The sequence below is a fragment of the Streptomyces sp. NPDC048142 genome, assembly GCF_043202835.1.
GTDB lineage: Bacteria > Actinomycetota > Actinomycetes > Streptomycetales > Streptomycetaceae > Streptomyces.
Genome location: NZ_JBIDBC010000039.1, coordinates 39,619 through 58,339 on the forward strand (window position 1 = coordinate 39,619; position 18,721 = coordinate 58,339).

Consider the following 18,721-nt stretch of genomic DNA (forward strand, 5'->3'; position numbering starts at 1 on the left):
AACGTTCGAGGGGGATGGCATGGCCACCGTTGAACTCCGCTTCAGCGCCCAGCCTGAACATGTCAGGACGGCCCGCCTGGTGGCGGCCGCCGTGGCGCGCCGGGCCGGTGTCGACGAGGCGGTGCTCGACGAGGTCAGGCTCGCTGTCGGCGAGGCATGCAGCCGCGCGGTCGGGCTGCACCGCAGTCACGGCATCACCGCGCCGGTCAGCGTCGCGTTGACCGAGGAGGAGAAGGCGTTCTCCATCGAGGTCGGGGACAGCGTTCCCGGCCCCGGCGGCGATCCTGCCGAGCCCGGGGCGCGCAACGGCGCCGGTGCTTCCGGAGCGGGCCCGGCCCGGCCCGGCCCCGAGATGGACAGTGAGGGGGAGGACGAGATGGGCCTCGCGGTCATCAGCGGTCTCGTCGACGACGTGGAGGTCCGCTCCGGTGCGGGCGGCGGAGTGATCCGCATGAGCTGGCCGACGGCCGACGCCGCGGTACGGCCCTGAGCCCCGTGCTCGCGACCGCCAGGCGCTGAGCCCCGTGCTCGCGACCGCCAGGCGCTGAGCCCCGTGCTCGCGACCGCCAGGCGCTGAGACCCGCCCCTATGACCAGCGAGGCGCTGAGGACCCTTGCTCGCGACTCCGAGGCGCTGAGCCCGCCCTTGCAACAGCGAGGCGCCTGAGCCCGCCCTTGCGCCCATGAGGGGCCGTGCTGGCGATTCCGAGGTGCTGAGACCCGCCCTTGCGGAGCTTCGAGGTGGCTGAGGTCCGTGGGGACCTGGTGCGCCGGTGCGCCGGTGATGTTTGTTTGTCAGGCGGCCCTGCTGAGCAGGGCCTTTTTTCTTGATCCCCGCGGTGTAATGCGCCTGCTCCCTTACTGCATTCGAGCAGAATCTCTCCGCTGATCTTTCGGCGTTGGGGGGAGAGCGATCAATTCTCTTCCCGCCCACTGTTTTGATCAGGTTCCGCTCTCTACAATCCGTCCACGACTTGAGCGCTGAGCGTCAAGGAGGACGTATGGCGGAGTTCTTCACCACCCCAATGGCAGCACTGTCGCAAGAATCCGCACTTTCCGACCGGCCCGTCTCCCTCGCGGCGGCGGTACTCACCGACGGCAACCGGCTGATCGTCATCATGGTGGCGGTCGTCGCCGTCGCCGCGCTGATCGTCGCCCAGCTGCTCGTACGCCAGGTCCTGGCGGCCGGCGAGGGCACCGAACGCATGAAGGAGATCGCCGCGGCGGTCCAGGAGGGCGCGAACGCCTATCTGGCCCGGCAACTGCGCACGGTCGGTGTCTTCTCCGTCGTCGTGTTCTTCCTGCTGTTCCTGTTGCCGGCCGACAACTGGTCGCAGCGCGCGGGGCGTTCCCTCTTCTTCCTGGTGGGCGCGCTTTTCTCGGCGGCGACCGGATACATCGGTATGCGGCTGGCCGTGCGGAGCAATGTGCGGGTGGCGGCAGCCGCGCGTGAGGCGACTCCGGCGGAAGGCGAACCGGAAAAGGATCTCACCGCTGTCTCGCACAAAGCGATGAAGATCGCTTTCCGTACCGGTGGCGTGGTCGGAATGATCACGGTGGGACTCGGTCTGCTCGGGGCCTCCTGCGTGGTGCTCGTCTATGCCGCCGACGCGCCCAAGGTGCTGGAGGGGTTCGGTCTCGGCGCGGCGCTGATCGCCATGTTCATGAGGGTCGGCGGTGGGATCTTCACCAAGGCCGCGGATGTGGGCGCCGACCTGGTGGGGAAGGTGGAGCAGGGCATTCCGGAGGACGATCCGCGTAACGCCGCCACCATCGCCGACAACGTGGGCGACAACGTCGGTGACTGCGCGGGCATGGCCGCCGACCTCTTCGAGTCGTACGCCGTGACGCTTGTCGCCGCGCTCATCCTCGGCACCGCAGCGTTCGGCGACTCCGGTCTCGCCTTCCCCCTGATGGTCCCGGCGATCGGCGTCGTCACCGCGATGATCGGGATCTTCGCGGTCGCCCCGCGCCGTGCCGACCGCAGTGGGATGACCGCGATCAACCGGGGCTTTTTCATCTCCGCGGTGATCTCGCTCGCTCTGGTGGCCGTGGCCGCCTTCGCCTATCTGCCGTCCTCGTACGCGGAGCTGGACGGGGTCACCGACGAGGCGATCGCCGCGCACGGTGGCGATCCGCGGATCTTCGCCCTGGTCGCGGTGGCCATTGGCATCGTCCTGGCCGCGCTCATCCAGCAGCTCACCGGCTACTTCACCGAGACCAATCGCCGTCCGGTCCGGGACATCGGGAAGTCCTCGCTCACCGGCCCGGCCACCGTGGTGCTCGCGGGCATCTCCATCGGCCTGGAATCGGCGGTCTACACCGCACTGCTGATCAGCCTCGGCGTCTACGGGGCGTTCCTGCTGGGCGGTACGTCGATCATGCTGGCGCTCTTCGCGGTCGCGCTCGCCGGGACGGGCCTCCTCACCACGGTGGGCGTCATCGTGGCCATGGACACCTTCGGGCCGGTCTCGGACAACGCCCAGGGCATCGCCGAGATGTCCGGGGACGTCACGGGAGCCGGTGCCCAGGTGCTCACCGACCTGGACGCGGTCGGCAACACGACCAAGGCCATCACCAAGGGCATCGCCATCGCCACCGCCGTCCTGGCGGCGGCGGCGCTCTTCGGGTCCTACCGCGACGCCATCGCCACGGCGGTCGACGAGGTCGGGGCCGGGGCGGGCGAGCTCGGGCTGAGCCTGGACATCTCGCAGCCCAACAACCTCGTCGGGCTGATCCTGGGCGCCGCGGTCGTCTTCCTGTTCTCCGGGCTCGCCATCAACGCGGTGTCCCGGTCCGCCGGAGCCGTGGTCTACGAGGTCAGGCGGCAGTTCCGCGAGCGTCCCGGGATCATGGACTACTCGGAGAAGCCGGAGTACGGACGCGTCGTCGACATCTGCACCCGTGACGCCCTGCGCGAACTGGCCACGCCGGGACTGCTCGCGGTGTTGGCGCCGATCGCGGTCGGCTTCACTCTCGGCGTCGGCGCGCTCGGCTCGTACCTCGCCGGCGCGATCGGCACCGGAACGCTGATGGCGGTGTTCCTCGCCAACTCCGGCGGCGCCTGGGACAACGCCAAGAAGCTCGTCGAGGACGGCCACCACGGCGGCAAGGGCAGCGAGGCCCATGCCGCGACCGTCATCGGCGACACGGTCGGCGACCCGTTCAAGGACACGGCGGGTCCGGCGATCAACCCGCTCCTCAAGGTGATGAACCTGGTCGCCCTGCTCATCGCTCCGGCGATCGTGCAGTTCAGCTACGGAGCGGACGCGAATCCCTGGGTGCGGGCGCTGGTGTCCGTCATCGCCGTCGGGATCATCGTCGTCGCGGTCTACGTCTCCAAGCGGCGGGGCATCGCCGTGGGCGACGACGACGCCTCGCAGGGCGGCGGCCCCTCGGTACCCGCGCCGGATCCCGCGGCGGCTCCGTGATCTGTGCGTACGGGAGCGGCGTCGGCCGGGAACGGCGTCGGCGCCATCCGGTGTGAGGCTTGACCAGGGGCGAGGCGGGCGGTGCGTACTGACGTACCGTCCGTCCTCGCCCCGCGCGCTTGTCTGCACGCGTCCTTCCTCGCCCGCCCCCTTGGCCGCCCGTGTTCGTCTTCGCCCGCCCGGATCCACCCGGATCCGCCCACGTCCGGTGTCGCTCGCCCTCGTCCCGATGCCGACCGGCGTTGTCCGCGCCGGCGTGGGCCGATGGTCAGGAGCGGCCTTTCAGGTGACTTGCCGGTCATGTGTCCGAATTCTCTGCGCGAGTGGCGTCTCCCTCATTTACCTTGGTGCAAATGGCTTCAAAAGCGTGCACACCGGATGACTGGCACCTGGCTGTCGCCCCCTCGGCGTGTAAGTTCCGGGGCCGAGAGCCTTGGAAGGGACCAATCCGGTGAACAAGAAGCTTGCAGCCGCACTGTCCGGCGGTGCGGTACTCGTACTGACGCTGTCGGGTTGCAGCGACGACAGCGACAACAAGGTCAACGACTGGGCCAAGAAGGTCTGCGACCAGGTCCAGCCGCAACTGCAGAAGATCGCCAACGCCAACGCCTCCATCCAGCAGCAGACCGCGGACAACAGCAAGCCCGCCGACGTCCAGAAGACCGACTCGGCCGCCTTCCAGCAGATCTCCCAGGCGTACAAGTCGCTGGGCACCGCCGTGGACTCGGCGGGCCCGCCGCCGGTCGACGACGGCGAGACCACGCAGGAGGAGGCGGTGAAGGAGCTCAACGCCTCCTCCAAGGCGTACGCCGACCTCAAGACCGAGGTCGACGCGCTCGACACCAAGGACCAGGCGAAGTTCGCCGACGGACTGAAGGGCATCGCCGACGAGCTGAACAAGATCAGCACCAGCGGTGACCAGGCTCTGAAGAAGCTTCAGTCCGGCGAGGTCGGTGTCGCGATGTCGAAGCAGAAGGGCTGCCAGAAGCCGACGGCCTCGACCGGCCCCTCCGGCTCCGCGGCGGCCGATGCCGACGCCGACGCGTCCCCGGAGGGCGCGGCCCCCGAGAAGGAGGACTCCTCGGACAAGGACTCCGACAAGGACTCCTCGGACAAGGAATCGACGGAGAAGGACTCCTCGGAGAAGAAGGCCTGAGCGTCGTTTTCCCGGCCCGGACACCCGGTGGGTGTCCGGGCCGCTGCCGTTGTCAGTGGGACCGGACACAATGGGTGGGTGAGTAAGAGCAGCCTTCCCGCACCCGCCCACGCCGCCGCCCTCCGTGAGGCCCTGCTCGCCGCGGACTTCACCGCGGACGGGCTCCTCGACCGCCTCGGCGCGCCCGCCTATGCCGCCCTCGCCCGCAGCGAGACCGTCCCCGCCCTGCGGGCCGCCCGGGGCGACACCCCGCTCGACACGCTGGTGCGGCTGTTCCTTCTGCAGCGCCCCGTCGCCGAGGAGCGGGCCCGCGTTGCCCTGCCGCTGGACGAGTGCGTGGCGGATGGCTGGGTGACCCGGGCGGCGGACGACGGCACGGTCCGCGCGAGCGTCGACGTGCGGCCGTACGGAGGGCCGGACGGCGAGGACTGGTTCATCGTGTCCGACCTCGGCTGCGCGGTCGGCGGTGCGGGCGGGATCGGCTCGCGCGAGGAGGGCGTCGTCCTCGGGGCCGGCGGGGCCTCCACCACCCTCGCCGGGATCACCGTCCGGGCACCGGTCGCCTCGGCCCTCGACCTCGGTACGGGCTCCGGCATCCAGGCACTGCACGCCGCACAGCACGCGACCCGGGTCACCGCCACCGACCTCAACCCCCGTGCCCTGGAGTTCACCCGGCTCACCCTCGCCCTGTCCGGCGCCGCCCCCGCCGACCTGCGCGAGGGCTCCCTCTTCGAGCCGGTGGGGTCCGACACGTTCGACCTGATCGTCTCCAACCCGCCCTTCGTCATCTCGCCCGGCGCCCGCCTCACCTACCGGGACGGCGGCATGAGCGGCGACGACCTGTGCCGCACGCTGGTGCAGCAGTCCGGCGACCACCTGAATGAGGGGGGATACGCCCAGTTCCTCGCCAACTGGCAGCATGTGGAGGGCGAGGAGTGGCAGGACCGGCTGCGCTCCTGGGTGCCGTACGGCTGCGACGCCTGGATCGTCCAGCGCGAGGTCCAGGACATCACGCAGTACGCCGAGCTGTGGCTGCGGGACAGCGGCGACCACCGCAGCGACCCCGCCGAGTACGACGAGCGGTACGAGGCGTGGCTCGACGAGTTCGAGGCGCGGGGTGCCACGTCCGTCGGGTTCGGCTGGATCACCTTGCGTAAATCCGCCGCGGCGGCGGCAGGGAACCCCTCGATCGTCGTCGAGGAATGGCCGCACGCGGTGCGGCAGCCGCTCGGGCAGACCGTCCAGGAGCATTTCACCCGCCAGGACTACCTCCGCGATCAGGATGACGCGGCGCTGCTCGCCGGGCACTTCGCCCTCGCCGCCGAGGTCGTGCAGGAGCAGGTCGGCCTGCCGGGCGCGGAGGACCCCGAGCATGTGGTGCTGCGTCAGCACCGCGGCATGATGCGGGCGACCAAGGTCGACGCGGTGGCTGCCGGCTTCGCGGGCGTGTCTGACGGTTCGCTGCCCGCCGGGCGGATCCTGGACGCCATCGCGCAGTTGATGGCGGAGGACCCGGTGCTGCTGCGCGACCGCACACCGCAGGCGATCCGGCTGCTGGTCGAAGAGGGCTTCCTGGAGCCGGTGCCCGGCGCCGGGCACCGCGGCGAGCAGGGCGCGTAGGCGCGGAGGGAGAGGAGGACGAGCAGGGCGCGGAGATACGGCGGCGGACCCCGGGTTCCCGGACATGTCATCGACCCCGGGTCCCCGGACCTCGACCCCAGGTACCCGGACACGGGCCCCGGACCCGGGTTCCCGGACGCATACCCGGTTCACGGACCCGGGTTCCTGGCCCCGGAACCCGGAACCCGGGGTGAAACAGGGCACGGAAGCGCGGCGGTTGACCGTGAGGCGGTGCTCGTGCGACTGCCTTCCGGTACGGGCCGGGGCCGCTCCCTGCTCGGGCGGCGGTCTCCTTGTCACCAGCGTGTTCATGCCCAGCGTTCTCTCCGACGCGCCCGTGCCGCATATTCCGGTCGCGACCGGCAATATGCGGCACGGAGGCCGGACGTGATGCCCGCAAGCCCCGTCCGGTTCCCCCGACACGCGGCGGCACCCTCGGTTTTGCGGCACCCCTCGGGGAACGCGGCACCTCCTGGGGTATGCGGCCCCCGGGGTACGCGGCATCCCCCCCCCAGGCACGCGGCACCCCCGCACGCGGCGCCCCCCGTACGTGACGCCACCCCCGGCACGCGGCCCGTATGCGGCCGATGGTGTTCCGCTGGTCGGCGGGGGAGTGCTGTTCACCCGGGGTTCGTGTGGGCGATGCCCCAGGGTGACAACCTCCCCGTGCCGGACCGCCGAGGTCCGGCTCCGGGACCGGTCGGCCCGTCCCGGGCGGTTTCGCGACGACGGGCTAGGGGATACGACATGGAGAGCGTCTCAGCAGTCTTCGCCGGTACGGCCCTGGCACTGTTCGGCGCCGCCCTCCTGATCTGGACCGGGGCGCGAGCCCTGCACCGCGCGCCGGTGGCGCACGGTGTGAGCCCCGTCGCCTCCACCGCACTCACGACGCTCTTCGGCGTAGTTTTCCTCGGCCTCGGAGTGTGGTGCTTCACGCTCGTCTGATCCCTGCCCCCGGCAGGGCGGCGCCGGGCCGACAGGTCGGCCGGCGGACACCGCGACCACCACCGAAAACACCCAGGCCGAGCCTCCGCGCGGCGCGGACCCGGCGGTCCGGGCGGCAGGAATGGCGGAAGTCGGGTTACCGTTCGAGTGGCCGTTGCGGGCTTTTGCCGTTTGACACGGGGGCGGGTTGTACCGTCACACTCCGCAGCGACAGCACCGCGGGCAGCGTCATGACGCCGCCCGGATGCCCATCGAGTGTCGACCGGAGAGAAGAGCGAAGTTGTCCCCGACCAGCGAGACCGCACAGGGCGGCCGCCGACTCGTCATCGTCGAGTCGCCTGCCAAGGCGAAGACGATCAAGGGCTATCTCGGCCCCGGATACGTCGTCGAGGCGAGCGTCGGGCACATCCGCGACCTCCCGAACGGCGCGGCCGAGGTCCCGGACGAGTACACCGGCGAGGTACGCCGCCTCGGGGTGGATGTCGAACACGACTTCCAGCCCATCTATGTCGTCAACGCCGACAAGAAAGCCCAGGTCAGGAAGCTAAAGCAGCTGCTGGCCGAGTCCGACGAACTCTTCCTCGCCACCGATGAGGACCGCGAGGGCGAAGCCATCGCGTGGCACCTGCAGGAAGTGCTCAGGCCCAAGGTCCCGGTCCACCGGATGGTCTTCCACGAGATCACCAAGGACGCGATCCGGGCCGCCGTCGCCAATCCGCGCGAGCTCAACCAGCGCATGGTCGACGCCCAGGAGACCCGCCGCATCCTCGACCGCCTCTACGGCTACGAGGTCTCGCCGGTCCTGTGGAAGAAGGTCATGCCGAAGCTCTCGGCGGGCCGTGTCCAGTCCGTCGCCACCCGGCTCGTCGTCGAGCGCGAGCGTGAGCGGATCGCCTTCCGCTCCGCCGAGTACTGGGACCTCACCGGAAAGTTCGCCACCGGCCGCACCGGAGGGGGGTCCCCCCGGACGGAGTCTGGGGGAACCTCCGACCCTTCGACACTGACCGCCCGCCTCAGCGCGGTCGACGGCCGCCGGATCGCCCAGGGCCGCGACTTCGGCCCCGACGGGCAGCTGAAGGCCGGTTCCGCCCAGACCCTGCACCTGGACGAGGCGAACGCCCGCGCCCTGGCCGCCGCGCTCGCCGACTCCTCCTTCGCGGTCCGGTCCGTCGAGTCGAAGCCGTACCGCCGCTCCCCGTACGCCCCCTTCCGGACCACGACCCTCCAGCAGGAGGCGAGCCGCAAGCTGGGCTTCGGAGCCAAGGCGACCATGCAGGTGGCGCAGAAGCTGTACGAGAACGGCTTCATCACCTATATGCGTACGGACTCCACGACCCTCTCGGACACCGCGATCTCCGCGGCGCGGGCGCAGGTCACGCAGTTGTACGGGGCGAACTACCTCCCCGAGAAGCCGCGCACGTACGCCGGGAAGGTCAAGAACGCGCAGGAGGCGCACGAGGCGATCCGCCCCTCCGGCGACCGCTTCCGCACCCCCGCCGAGACCGGGCTCACCGGCGACCAGTTCCGGCTCTACGAGCTGATCTGGAAGCGGACCGTCGCCTCCCAGATGAAGGACGCGGTCGGCAACTCCGTCACCGTCAAGATCGGCGGCCGGGCGAGCGACGGCCGCGACGCCGAGTTCTCCGCCTCCGGCAAGACGATCACCTTCCACGGCTTCATGAAGGCGTACGTCGAAGGTGCCGACGACCCGAACGCCGAGCTGGACGACCGCGAGCGCCGGCTCCCGCAGGTGGCCGAGGGCGACGCCCTGTCCGCCGAAGAGGTCACGGTCGACGGGCACGCCACCAAGCCCCCGGCCCGCTACACCGAGGCCTCGCTGGTCAAGGAGCTCGAAGAGCGCGAGATCGGCCGCCCCTCCACGTACGCATCGATCATCGGGACCATCCTGGATCGCGGCTACGTCTTCAAGAAGGGCACGGCACTCGTCCCGTCCTTCCTGTCCTTCGCCGTGGTCAACCTGCTGGAGAAGCACTTCGGCCGGCTCGTCGACTACGACTTCACCGCCCGCATGGAGGACGACCTCGACCGCATCTCGCGGGGCGAGGCCCAGTCCGTGCCGTGGCTCAAGCGCTTCTACTTCGGGGTCCAGCCCGGTGACGACACCGCCGGAGCCGGAGCGGCCTCCGACGCGGGCAACGGCGACGGCGACCACCTCGGCGGCCTGAAGGCACTGGTCACCGACCTCGGCGCGATCGACGCCCGGGAGATCTCCTCCTTCCCCGTCGGCAACGACATCAAGCTCCGTGTCGGCCGCTACGGCCCGTACATCGAGCGGGGCGAGAAGGACGCCGAGGGGCACCAGCGTGCCGACGTGCCCGAAGAGCTCGCGCCCGACGAGCTGACCGTCGAGCTCGCCGAGGAACTGCTGGCGAAGCCCAGCGGCGACTTCGAGCTGGGCACGGACCCGGTCAGCGGTCACCAGATCATCGCCAAGGACGGGCGCTACGGCCCGTACGTCACCGAGGTGCTGCCCGAGGGGACGCCGAAGACCGGCAAGAACGCGGTGAAGCCGCGGACGGCCTCCCTCTTCAAGTCCATGTCCCTGGACACGGTCACCCTCGCCGACGCCCTCAAGCTGATGTCGCTGCCGCGTGTCGTCGGCGAGGACGCCGAGGGCGTCGAGATCACCGCGCAGAACGGCCGCTACGGCCCGTATCTGAAGAAGGGCACCGACTCCCGGTCGCTGACCTCCGAGGACCAGCTCTTCGACATCACCCTCGAAGAGGCCCTCGCGATCTACGCCCAGCCCAAGCAGCGCGGGCGGGCAGCGGCCAAGCCGCCGCTGAAGGAGCTGGGCACCGACCCGGTCAGCGGTGCGCCGGTCGTGGTGAAGGACGGCCGCTTCGGCGCGTACGTCACCGACGGCGAGACCAACGCGACCCTGCGGACCGACGACAGCGTCGAGGACATCACGCCCGAGCGCGGTTACGAGCTGCTCGCCGAGAAGCGCGCCAAGGGGCCCGCCAAGAAGAAGACGGCCAAGAAGGCGCCGGCGAAGAAGGCGACGGCCAAGAAGACGGCCGCGAAGAAGACGACGGCCGCCAAGACCACGGCCACCAAGAAGACCGCGGCGAAGAAGACGACGGCTAAGAAGGCGACGACCGCCAAGACGGCCGCCAAGACCACAGCCGCCAAGACCACGGCCGCGAAGAAGGCGACGACGGCGAAGAAGACGGCTTCGGCCTCCTCCTCCGCCCTGTCGGACGACTGACGGCCGCGTCGTACGAACCACCCCGCCGCCCGGCACCTCGATCCCCGTGATCCAGGTGCCGGGCGGCGGTGCGTCACGGGTGGGTGGGCGACGCGGCCGGAAGCTGTCCCCGTCCCTATGTCCGGACGGGCCGACAGCGACCGCACCGCTGCCGATAGGCTGGGCGGATGACGCGAGCCGAGCAGCCAACGGTCGTGAGCCCCACCTCCGACACACTTGCCGCAGACTCACGCGAGCGCGCCGTACGGGCCCTGTTGCGCATTCCCCCGCTGAAGCGGTTGTGGAGCGCCCAGCTCGTCGGCGGTATCGGCGACGCACTCGCCCTTCTCGTGCTGGTGCTGCTGTCGCTGCAAGCGGCGGTCCTTGAGGGCTCATTCGGTACCGGATACCGGGGGGCGGCCTTCGCCGTCGCCGCCGTCCTCGGTGCCCGGATCCTTTCCACCCTGTTCTTCGGAGCCGTACTCCTGGGGCCCCTGACGTCCCTCACGGAGCCCGGCGGAAAGCTGGACCGGCGATGGCTGATGATCGGGGCGGACGGGCTGCGCCTGGCGCTGCTGGTCGTCGCCCCGCTGTGGATCGACTGGACGCCGGACAAGGCGCTCATGATGATCCTCATCACCGTCTTCGTGACCGGCGCGGGTGAGCGCCTGTGGGCCGTGGCCAAGGACAGTGCCGCCCCGGCGCTGCTTCCGGCCCCGCCTCTCGAAGGCGCGGCCGTACGCCCGCTGCCCGACCACCTCGACGCCCTGCGCCGTCTTTCGCTCCGTACGAACTTCCTCGCCGTGCCCGCCGCCGCGGTGGTCCTGCTGGCGGCCACGCTGGTGGGCAACCTCCTCGGCTCGGGCCTGGAGTGGTTCTCCTTCCACCAGGCGGCCCTGGGCTCCTATGTCGCGGCCGGACTCTTCTCCGCCTCCATCTCCACCCTGTACTTCCTGGAGTTCCCGGCCACCCGGACGCCCCGGCCGCGCTCCCCGCTGGAGGGCCTGCGCCGCCCCGCCACCGGCAACGGCCCCGACAAGGGCCGCACCGGTGCCGTCCCCCTGCTCGTCGCGGTCTGCGCGGCCGTCGCCGGAGTCGTCGCAGCGGCCGCGGCCGTCTCCGTACTGCACGCCTACGACCTGGGCGGCGGGCCGGCCACCTTCGCGCTGCTGATCCTCGGACTGACCGGCGGTACCGCCCTCGGCATCCGCACCTCACGCCAGGTGCTGCCCACCCTGTCGCGCCGCCGCCTGCTGGCGCTGGCCACCGCCGTCACCGGCCTCGCGCTCCTCGCGCTCGGCCTGGTGCCGGACACCGCGACCGGGATCGCCATCGCGCTGCTCGCCGGCTACGCCGCCGGGGTCACCGCGAACACCGGTCACACCCTGATCGACCAGGAGACCGAGGCGGTCCGGCAGGCCCGGACCACCGAGCACCTCCAGGCCGTCGTCCGGGTGCTCGTCGCGCTCGGCGCGGTCGCGGGGCCCCTGCTGGCCGCCGCGATCGGCCGGCACCGCCTGGTCGCCGGCGATTTCGTCTTCGCCCACGGCGGGGCCGCCTTCACCCTGATGCTGCTCGGCGCGCTGCTGCTGCCCGTCGCCGCCCTCGTCCTCGCCAGGACGGACGACCGGGCGGGCGTGCCGCTGCGCAGGGACCTGCGCGAGGCGCTGCGCGGCGGCGAACCGGCGGTCGCGCCCGCCGCCACCGGCTTCTTCCTCGCCCTGGAGGGCGGCGACGGAGCGGGCAAGTCCACCCAGGCCGAGGCGCTCGCCGAGTGGATCCGGGCCAAGGGCCACGAGGTCGTCGTGACCCGGGAGCCCGGGGCCACCCCGGTCGGGAAGCGGCTGCGGTCGATCCTGCTGGACGTGTCCTCCGCCGGTCTGTCCAACCGGGCCGAGGCCCTGCTGTACGCCGCCGACCGCGCCGAGCACGTCGACTCCGTCGTCCGCCCGGCGCTGGAGCGCGGCGCGATCGTCATCTCGGACCGTTACATCGACTCGTCCGTGGCCTACCAGGGCGCGGGCCGGGACCTGGCCCCGACCGAGATCGCCCGGATCTCGCGGTGGGCGACGAGCGGCCTCGTACCGCATCTGACGGTGCTGCTGGACGTCGACCCGGCGACCGCGCGGGAGCGGTTCACGGAGGCGCCGGACCGGCTGGAGTCGGAGCCGGCCGCATTCCACGAGCGGGTACGGTCCGGCTTCCTGACCCTGGCCGCGGCCGACCCGACGCGTTATCTGGTGGTGGACGCCGGCCAGGAGCCGGAGTCGATCACCACGGTCGTACGTCACCGGCTCGACCAGCTCCTTCCGCTCTCCGAGGCCGAGATCGAGGCCATCGAGGCCGCCCGGCGCAAGGCCGAGGAGGAGGCCCGGCGCAAGGCGGAGGAAGAGGCCGCGCGCAAGGCCGAGGAGGAGCGCCTGGAGAAGGAACGCCAGGAGCTGCTCGCCCGGCTGCGCGCCGAGGAGGAGGAGCGCAAGCAGCGCGAGCTGGAGGAGGCCCGCCGCCGCGAGGCCGAACGCCAGGCGGAGGAGGCCCGGCAGCGCGCCGAGGAGGCCCGCCGCCGCGCCGAGGAGGACCGGCTCCGGCTGGAGGCCGAGGAGCGGGTCCGCGAGGCCGAGCAGGAACGTCTGCGCAGGCAGGCCGAGGAGGAGGCCCGGCTCCGCAAGGAGGCCGAGGCGCAGCGGCTGGAGAAGCAGCGCAAGGCCGAGGAGGCTTTGGTGCGCGCCGAGGAGGCCCGCCGCCGGGCCGAGGCCGAGGCGGCTGCCCGTACGGAGGCGGCGCGGGCCGAGGCCGACCGGGCGTTCCGTACGGAGTCGTCCTCACGGTCGGAGGGGTCGGAGAGGTCGGCGGGGTCGGAGGGTCCGTCCGTTCCGGATAACGAGCTCACGGTGCCCACACCGATCGTGAACCCGAACGAGATCACGCAGCCGGTCCGGACGACACGACCGGAGGACGAGCGTCCTGCTGGTGCTGGTGCTGGTGCTGGTGCTGGTACGGATACGAGCACGGGTACGGGTACGGGTACGGGTTCCGGTTCCGGGGAGGACGAGACGGCGATGCTGCCGCGCGTCACGGACCGGCGCCCGGCGGACCGGCGCCCGGCCAGGGACGCCCCGGACGCCAGGGCTGCCCGGGACGCGGATGAGACGGCTGTGCTGCCGCCGGTGCCCGCCGATCAGCCCTCCGACCGGGTGCCCCGGGGCTTCTTCCGGGACGAGAGCCCGGCGGCCCCGCCCGCGGAGAGCGAGAACGAGCGCACCCGCGAGCTGCCGCAGATCGAGGACCCGCAGGCCGGGGAGGCTTCCGGCCGGCAGCAGGGCCGCCGCAAGCGCCCCCGCCCGGACTGGGCGGAGGAGACTCCGCTGGACGATCTGCCGACCCTGGCGGACGAGCTGCTCGGAGGCCAGGACGACGACGGCCACGGTCCCGGAGGCCGCGGACGCCGCCCGCGCGGCTGACGCGCCCGCCCCACCGCAGACGGTGAAGTCCCGGCCCGTCCGTCCCTCCGGGGGCGGGCGGGCCGGACTGTCAGTGGCGTCCCCCACAATGGAGAGCGACGAGACGGACAGCGCACCGCGACCCCGGATGACGCTGAACGCCTCCGCCGCACCACGCACGGCACGACACCACCGGAAGGGCGGTGCCCCATGACCGTATGGGACGACCTGGTCGGACAGGACCGAGTGCAGGAACAGCTCGCCGCTGCCGCCAAGGACGCCGATGCGCTGGTCACCGCCGTGTCCGACGGCAAGCCGCTGGACCAGGGCTCGAAGATGACGCACGCCTGGCTGTTCACCGGACCGCCCGGTTCCGGCCGGTCCACGGCGGCGCGGGCCTTCGCCGCCGCGCTCCAGTGCACGAGCCCGGACCGGGCGCTGGGCGGCGTCCCCGGCTGCGGCTTCTGCGACGGCTGCCACACGAGCCTGATCGGCACGCACGCCGACGTCCAGGTCATCCGCACGGACCTGCTCTCCATCGGGGTGAAGGAGACTCGCGACCTGGTCCGGCGCGCCCAGCTCTCCCCGGCGGTCGGGCGGTGGCAGGTCATCGTCATGGAGGACGCCGACCGCCTCACGGAGGGCGCGGGCAATGTTCTGCTGAAGGCCGTCGAGGAGCCCGCGCCGCGTACGGTCTGGATGCTGTGCGCCCCCTCGCTCGAAGACGTCCTGCCCACGATCCGTTCCCGCTGCCGGCACCTGACCCTGAGCACCCCGCCGGTGGAGGCCGTGGCCGACGTCCTGATCCGCCGCGACGGCGTCGACCCCGAGCGGGCGCACTCCGCGGCGCGCGCCACCCAGGGGCACATCGGCCGGGCCCGCCGTCTCGCCACGGACGAGCGGGCGCGGGCGCGGCGGGCGGCGGTGCTGAAGGTCCCGCTGCGGGTCGCCGACGTCGGCGGCTGCCTCAAGGCGGCCCAGGAGCTGATCGACACGGCCACCGACGACGCCAAGCAGATGGCGGAGGAGGTCGACGTCAAGGAGACCGAGGACCTCAAGGCGGCGCTCGGCGGGGTGGCCGGGGGCCGGATGCCGCGCGGTACGGCGGGGGCGATGAAGGAGCTGGAGGACAAGCAGAAGCGCCGCAAGACGCGTACGCAGCGGGACAGCCTCGACCTGGCGCTGACCGAGCTCACCGGGTTCTACCGCGATGTGCTGGCGCTCCAGCTCGGTTCCCGGATCGCCATCGCCAACGTCGACGTGCAGGACTCCCTCGACCGGATCGCGGAGTCATCGAGCCCCGCGCAGACCCTGCGCAGGATCGAGTCGGTGATCGCCTGCCGGGAGGCGATGGACCGCAACGTGGCGCCGCTGCTCGCGGTGGAGGCGATGACGATGGCGCTGCGGGCGGGCTGAGGGCTCCGGCGCGGGACCGTGTTCACCCGAATGAGCAGGGAATCGGGCGACTCGTCACCCGGCGGTTACGCTCCCTGGATGGATACCAGGCGGCTGCTCCGCACCTTCGCCATCGGGATCGGCACTGCCGGCCTCCTCATCTCCGGCTGCAGCGGCAGCGGCTCCTCGCCGAACGCCTCGGCCACCGGTACAGCGGCTCCCGAGGGGCTGTCGTCGTACTACGCGCAGAAGCTGGGCTGGCGCGACTGCGGGGTGGAGGGGTTCGAGTGCACGACGATGAAGGCGCCGAAGGACTACGACAAGCCGGACGACGGCGACATCGAGCTTGCCGTCTCCCGTAAGAAGGCCACCGGTCCGGGCAAGCGGATCGGTTCCCTCCTGGTGAATCCGGGCGGTCCGGGCGGCTCCGCGATCGGCTATCTCCAGGGGTATGCGGCACTCGGCTATCCGGCTCAGGTGAGGGCCCGCTACGACATGGTGGCCATCGACCCGCGCGGCGTGGCCCGCAGTGAGCCCGTCGAGTGCCTCACGGGACCGGAGATGGACGCCTACACCCAGGTCGACCAGACGCCGGACGACGAGGCGGAGATCCAGAAGCTGAGTGCGTCCTTCGAGAAGTTCGCGGCGGGCTGCGAGCAGCGGTCCGGCGAGATTCTCCCGTACGTCTCCACCGTCGACACGGCCCGCGACATGGACGTCCTGCGGGCGCTGCTCGGCGACGAGAAGCTGAGTTACGTCGGAGCGTCGTACGGGACCTTCCTGGGCGCCACGTACGCGGACCTCTTCCCGGAGCGGGCCGGTCGCCTCGTCCTGGACGGGGCGATGGACCCGTCCCTCAAGGCCATCGACATGAACCGCGACCAGACGGCGGGCTTCGAGGGGGCCTTCCAGTCCTTCGCCGCCGACTGCGTCAAGCAGCCGGACTGCCCGCTCGGCACCACGTCCACCGCCGACGCGGCGACCGCGCTGAAGCAGCTCTTCAAGGACCTGGACGCGAAGCCGATCCCGACCGGCGACGACCGCAAACTGGGCGAGTCCCTGGCCACCACCGGGGTGATCGCCGCCATGTACGACGAGGCGGCCTGGCCGCAGCTCCGCGAGGCGCTGACGGGCGCGCAGCACAGCGACGGCTCCGGCCTGCTGTCCCTGGCCGACAGTTACTACGACCGCGAGCCGGACGGGTCGTACGCGAACCTGATGTTCGCCAACGCCGCGGTGAACTGCCTCGACCTGCCGCCCGCCTTCGCCACCCCCGACGCGGTGGAGAAGGCGGTCCCGGACTTCGAGAAGGCCTCCCCGGTCTTCGGCCGCGGCTTCGCCTGGGCTTCCCTGAACTGCGCCTACTGGCCCACCGAGGCCACGGGCACCCCGCACCGCACCGAGGCGCAGGGCGCCGACCCGATCGTCGTCGTCGGCACGACCCGCGACCCGGCCACCCCGTACAAGTGGTCCCGGTCCCTCGCCGAGCAGCTCTCCTCCGGCACCCTGCTCACCTATGACGGCGACGGCCACACCGCGTACGGGCGGGGCAGCGACTGCATCGACACGGCGATCAACACCTACCTCCTGGAGGGCACCCCGCCCACCGACGGCAAGAAGTGCACCTGACCCGCTCCTGACCTGTCTGGATCTGGCCTGACCTGCGCAAACTCTTCCGGGGGCGCCCTGTGCGGAGCACCCCCGGAAACTGTGTAGACTTGGCCCCGCTGCTGATCGCACCATAGTGCGACAGGGCGTGCCGCCTTAGCTCAGTTGGCCAGAGCAACGCACTCGTAATGCGTAGGTCTCGGGTTCGAATCCCGAAGGCGGCTCAGAAGAACCCCAGGTCACATAGCCCGTGACCTGGGGTTTTCTGTTGCTCGGGCATGGCGCGTCACACGGTCGGGGTGCCGTGATGTTGCCTGCGTGAGCGATGCGTGAGCGGAGCCGCTCGGGACCTACTTGTTGGGCTTGCGGCGTGTGGCCTTCTTGACGGCCTTGGCCTGGGCTTTCGCCTTGTCTTCCTTCGGCTTGCCGCCCTTACCAGCGTCGGACTCCTTGGCCGCAGCCTTCCTGGCCTTCTCCTTCTTCGTGGCCTTGCGCGCGGCCTTCTCGGCCTCGGCCTTGCGCTGGAGGGGGACGAGCTTCGCGGTCGCCTCGGCGGCGCTCTTCCCCACGTGGGGGAGGACGCTCTGGTAGATGTCGCGCGTGATCCGGGTGTCGCTGTGCCCGAGGGTGTCCGACACGATCTTGATGTCGATGTCGGCGGCGAGCATGAGGGTGGCCGCGCCGTGCCGCAGGTCGTGTAGGCGGATCGGCGGGAGGCCGGAGGCGGCGACGAGGCGCTCGAAGAGGTCGGTCACCTTGCCGGGGTGGAGCCAGGAGCCGTCTTCCTGCGTGAAGACGTGGCCGGTCTCGACCCAGGCTGTGCCCCATTCTTCGCGGGCCGTTTCCTGCCGTTCGCGGTGGTGCTTCAGGACGTCGACCGTGTCGTCATCGAGGGCGACTACGCGGGAGCCGCTGTCGGTCTTGGGGTCGGACGCTTCCACCTCCCAGCCGTCCTGGACGAGTTGAGAGGAGACGGTGAGGAAGTGGGTGTCGAGGTTCGTCTCCGACCACGGCTGGCCGCACGCCTCGCCTCGGCGCAGGCCGCGGAACGCGATCAGGTGCCACATCGCGTACAGCCGGTCCTCAGCGACGAAGTCGAGAAAGGCACCGGTCTGTTCCGGCGTCCAGACCATCACGGGCGACGGCTTCTCGCCCGTCTGCTCCCACTTGGCGACCCGCTCGTCCGTCCACACGAGCGCCTTCGGCTTGCGCACGGGGTCGATCTCGACATGGGCGGCCGGGTTGAACGTGATGATCTGCTGCCCGATCGCGTCGTTCAGGGCGGCTCGGAGGGTGGCCTTTACGTGCAGCCGCGTGGCAGGGCCGGTGACGCGCCGAAAGGGCGGCATCTCGTCGATCGCAGCTTTCATGGCCTTGCGACGAGCCCGGTTCCCGACACCCTTCCACGGCACCGTCGCCAGCTCGTCGAGAGCGGCTCGCCGCTGGGCGTTGTCCTCCAGGATCTGGGCGTTCGCCTCGCGAATGTCGGTGAACATCTCGCTGAGGTGGCTGACGCCCAGCCGGTCCAGGCGCCGGCTGCCGATGTGCGGCTTCAGATGGAAGCGGATATCGGTTTCGTAGCGGTTGAGGCCGGACTTGCGTATGCGCTTGCCGGCCAACCACCGGTCGAGCCATTCGGCGACGGTCAGGCTGCCTATGAGGTCCTGACCGGAGTTGAGGCGCCGCCGCGTCTCCTCGACCTCGGGCAGAGGTGACCGCTCTCGACTTACCTGGGTCTGTCAAACGTTTTACAGTCCCCGGTCTCTCTCCAGACCACTCGACTGTCGGTGGCCGTCGATATCGTGGCGCTTGAGTACGTGCTGTTACTGAGGCTGAACTCGTAGTGTCGTAGGGGGTGACGGCTGGCCGGTGGCTGCGGTATCACCGGAGTCATGCGGTATCCACAAGGGGGCGGG

General features: G+C 71.0%; 9 protein-coding genes, 1 tRNA gene and 1 pseudogene. 10 read left to right on the top strand and 1 reads right to left on the bottom strand.

All coding sequences use genetic code 11. From position 1 onward, the window contains the following. Positions 1-19: 19 nt before the first annotated feature. The 10 genes from ACGF2Y_RS32395 to ACGF2Y_RS32440 all read left to right on the top strand — a co-directional run bounded on the left by ACGF2Y_RS32395 (position 20) and on the right by ACGF2Y_RS32440 (position 17,029). Positions 20-490, top strand: coding sequence for an ATP-binding protein (locus tag ACGF2Y_RS32395; protein WP_392954847.1), 471 nt, complete (start codon positions 20-22; stop codon positions 488-490). A gap of 510 nt (positions 491-1,000) precedes the next feature. Beyond that, the gene (locus ACGF2Y_RS32400) at positions 1,001-3,430 is read left to right on the top strand and encodes a sodium-translocating pyrophosphatase (protein ID WP_392954849.1); all 2,430 of its coding nucleotides are present in this window, start codon (positions 1,001-1,003) and stop codon (positions 3,428-3,430) included. Between the two features lie 451 nt (positions 3,431-3,881). Next, positions 3,882-4,586: a small secreted protein gene (locus ACGF2Y_RS32405; RefSeq protein WP_392954851.1), complete on the top strand. Its 705-nt coding sequence runs from the start codon at positions 3,882-3,884 to the stop codon at positions 4,584-4,586. 78 nt (positions 4,587-4,664) lie between these two features. After that, the gene (locus ACGF2Y_RS32410; RefSeq protein ID WP_392954853.1) at positions 4,665-6,206 is read left to right on the top strand and encodes a methyltransferase; all 1,542 of its coding nucleotides are present in this window, start codon (positions 4,665-4,667) and stop codon (positions 6,204-6,206) included. Between the two features lie 747 nt (positions 6,207-6,953). Beyond that, the gene (locus tag ACGF2Y_RS32415) at positions 6,954-7,151 is read left to right on the top strand and encodes a hypothetical protein (protein WP_032791540.1); all 198 of its coding nucleotides are present in this window, start codon (positions 6,954-6,956) and stop codon (positions 7,149-7,151) included. A 280-nt stretch (positions 7,152-7,431) separates the two neighbouring features. Then, the gene (gene topA, locus ACGF2Y_RS32420; protein WP_392954856.1) at positions 7,432-10,383 is read left to right on the top strand and encodes a type I DNA topoisomerase; all 2,952 of its coding nucleotides are present in this window, start codon (positions 7,432-7,434) and stop codon (positions 10,381-10,383) included. A gap of 167 nt (positions 10,384-10,550) precedes the next feature. After that, on the top strand, positions 10,551-13,823 hold the full coding sequence (gene tmk, locus ACGF2Y_RS32425; RefSeq protein ID WP_392954858.1) for a dTMP kinase: 3,273 nt from the start codon (positions 10,551-10,553) through the stop codon (positions 13,821-13,823). A 189-nt stretch (positions 13,824-14,012) separates the two neighbouring features. Continuing rightward, positions 14,013-15,218, top strand: coding sequence for a DNA polymerase III subunit delta' (locus tag ACGF2Y_RS32430; protein WP_392954860.1), 1,206 nt, complete (start codon positions 14,013-14,015; stop codon positions 15,216-15,218). Between the two features lie 78 nt (positions 15,219-15,296). Next, positions 15,297-16,826, top strand: a complete 1,530-nt coding sequence (locus tag ACGF2Y_RS32435; RefSeq protein ID WP_392954862.1) for an alpha/beta hydrolase — start codon at positions 15,297-15,299, stop codon at positions 16,824-16,826. Positions 16,827-16,955: 129 nt separating this feature from the next. After that, positions 16,956-17,029: transfer RNA gene (locus ACGF2Y_RS32440), tRNA-Thr, on the top strand. A gap of 126 nt (positions 17,030-17,155) precedes the next feature. On the opposite strand, the pseudogene ACGF2Y_RS32445 reads toward ACGF2Y_RS32440, so the two are convergent. Beyond that, positions 17,156-18,538, bottom strand: a pseudogene (locus ACGF2Y_RS32445) (tyrosine-type recombinase/integrase); the annotation flags it as partial. Between the last annotated feature and the right edge of the window lie 183 nt (positions 18,539-18,721).

Coding starts and splice junctions, on each gene's coding strand:
- ACGF2Y_RS32395 (WP_392954847.1), top strand. CDS start 20: ATGGCCACCGTTGAACTCCGCTTCAGCGCCCAGCCTGAACATGTCAGG.
- ACGF2Y_RS32400 (WP_392954849.1), top strand. CDS start 1,001: ATGGCGGAGTTCTTCACCACCCCAATGGCAGCACTGTCGCAAGAATCC.
- ACGF2Y_RS32415 (WP_032791540.1), top strand. CDS start 6,954: ATGGAGAGCGTCTCAGCAGTCTTCGCCGGTACGGCCCTGGCACTGTTC.
- tmk (WP_392954858.1), top strand. CDS start 10,551: ATGACGCGAGCCGAGCAGCCAACGGTCGTGAGCCCCACCTCCGACACA.
- ACGF2Y_RS32430 (WP_392954860.1), top strand. CDS start 14,013: ATGACCGTATGGGACGACCTGGTCGGACAGGACCGAGTGCAGGAACAG.
- ACGF2Y_RS32435 (WP_392954862.1), top strand. CDS start 15,297: ATGGATACCAGGCGGCTGCTCCGCACCTTCGCCATCGGGATCGGCACT.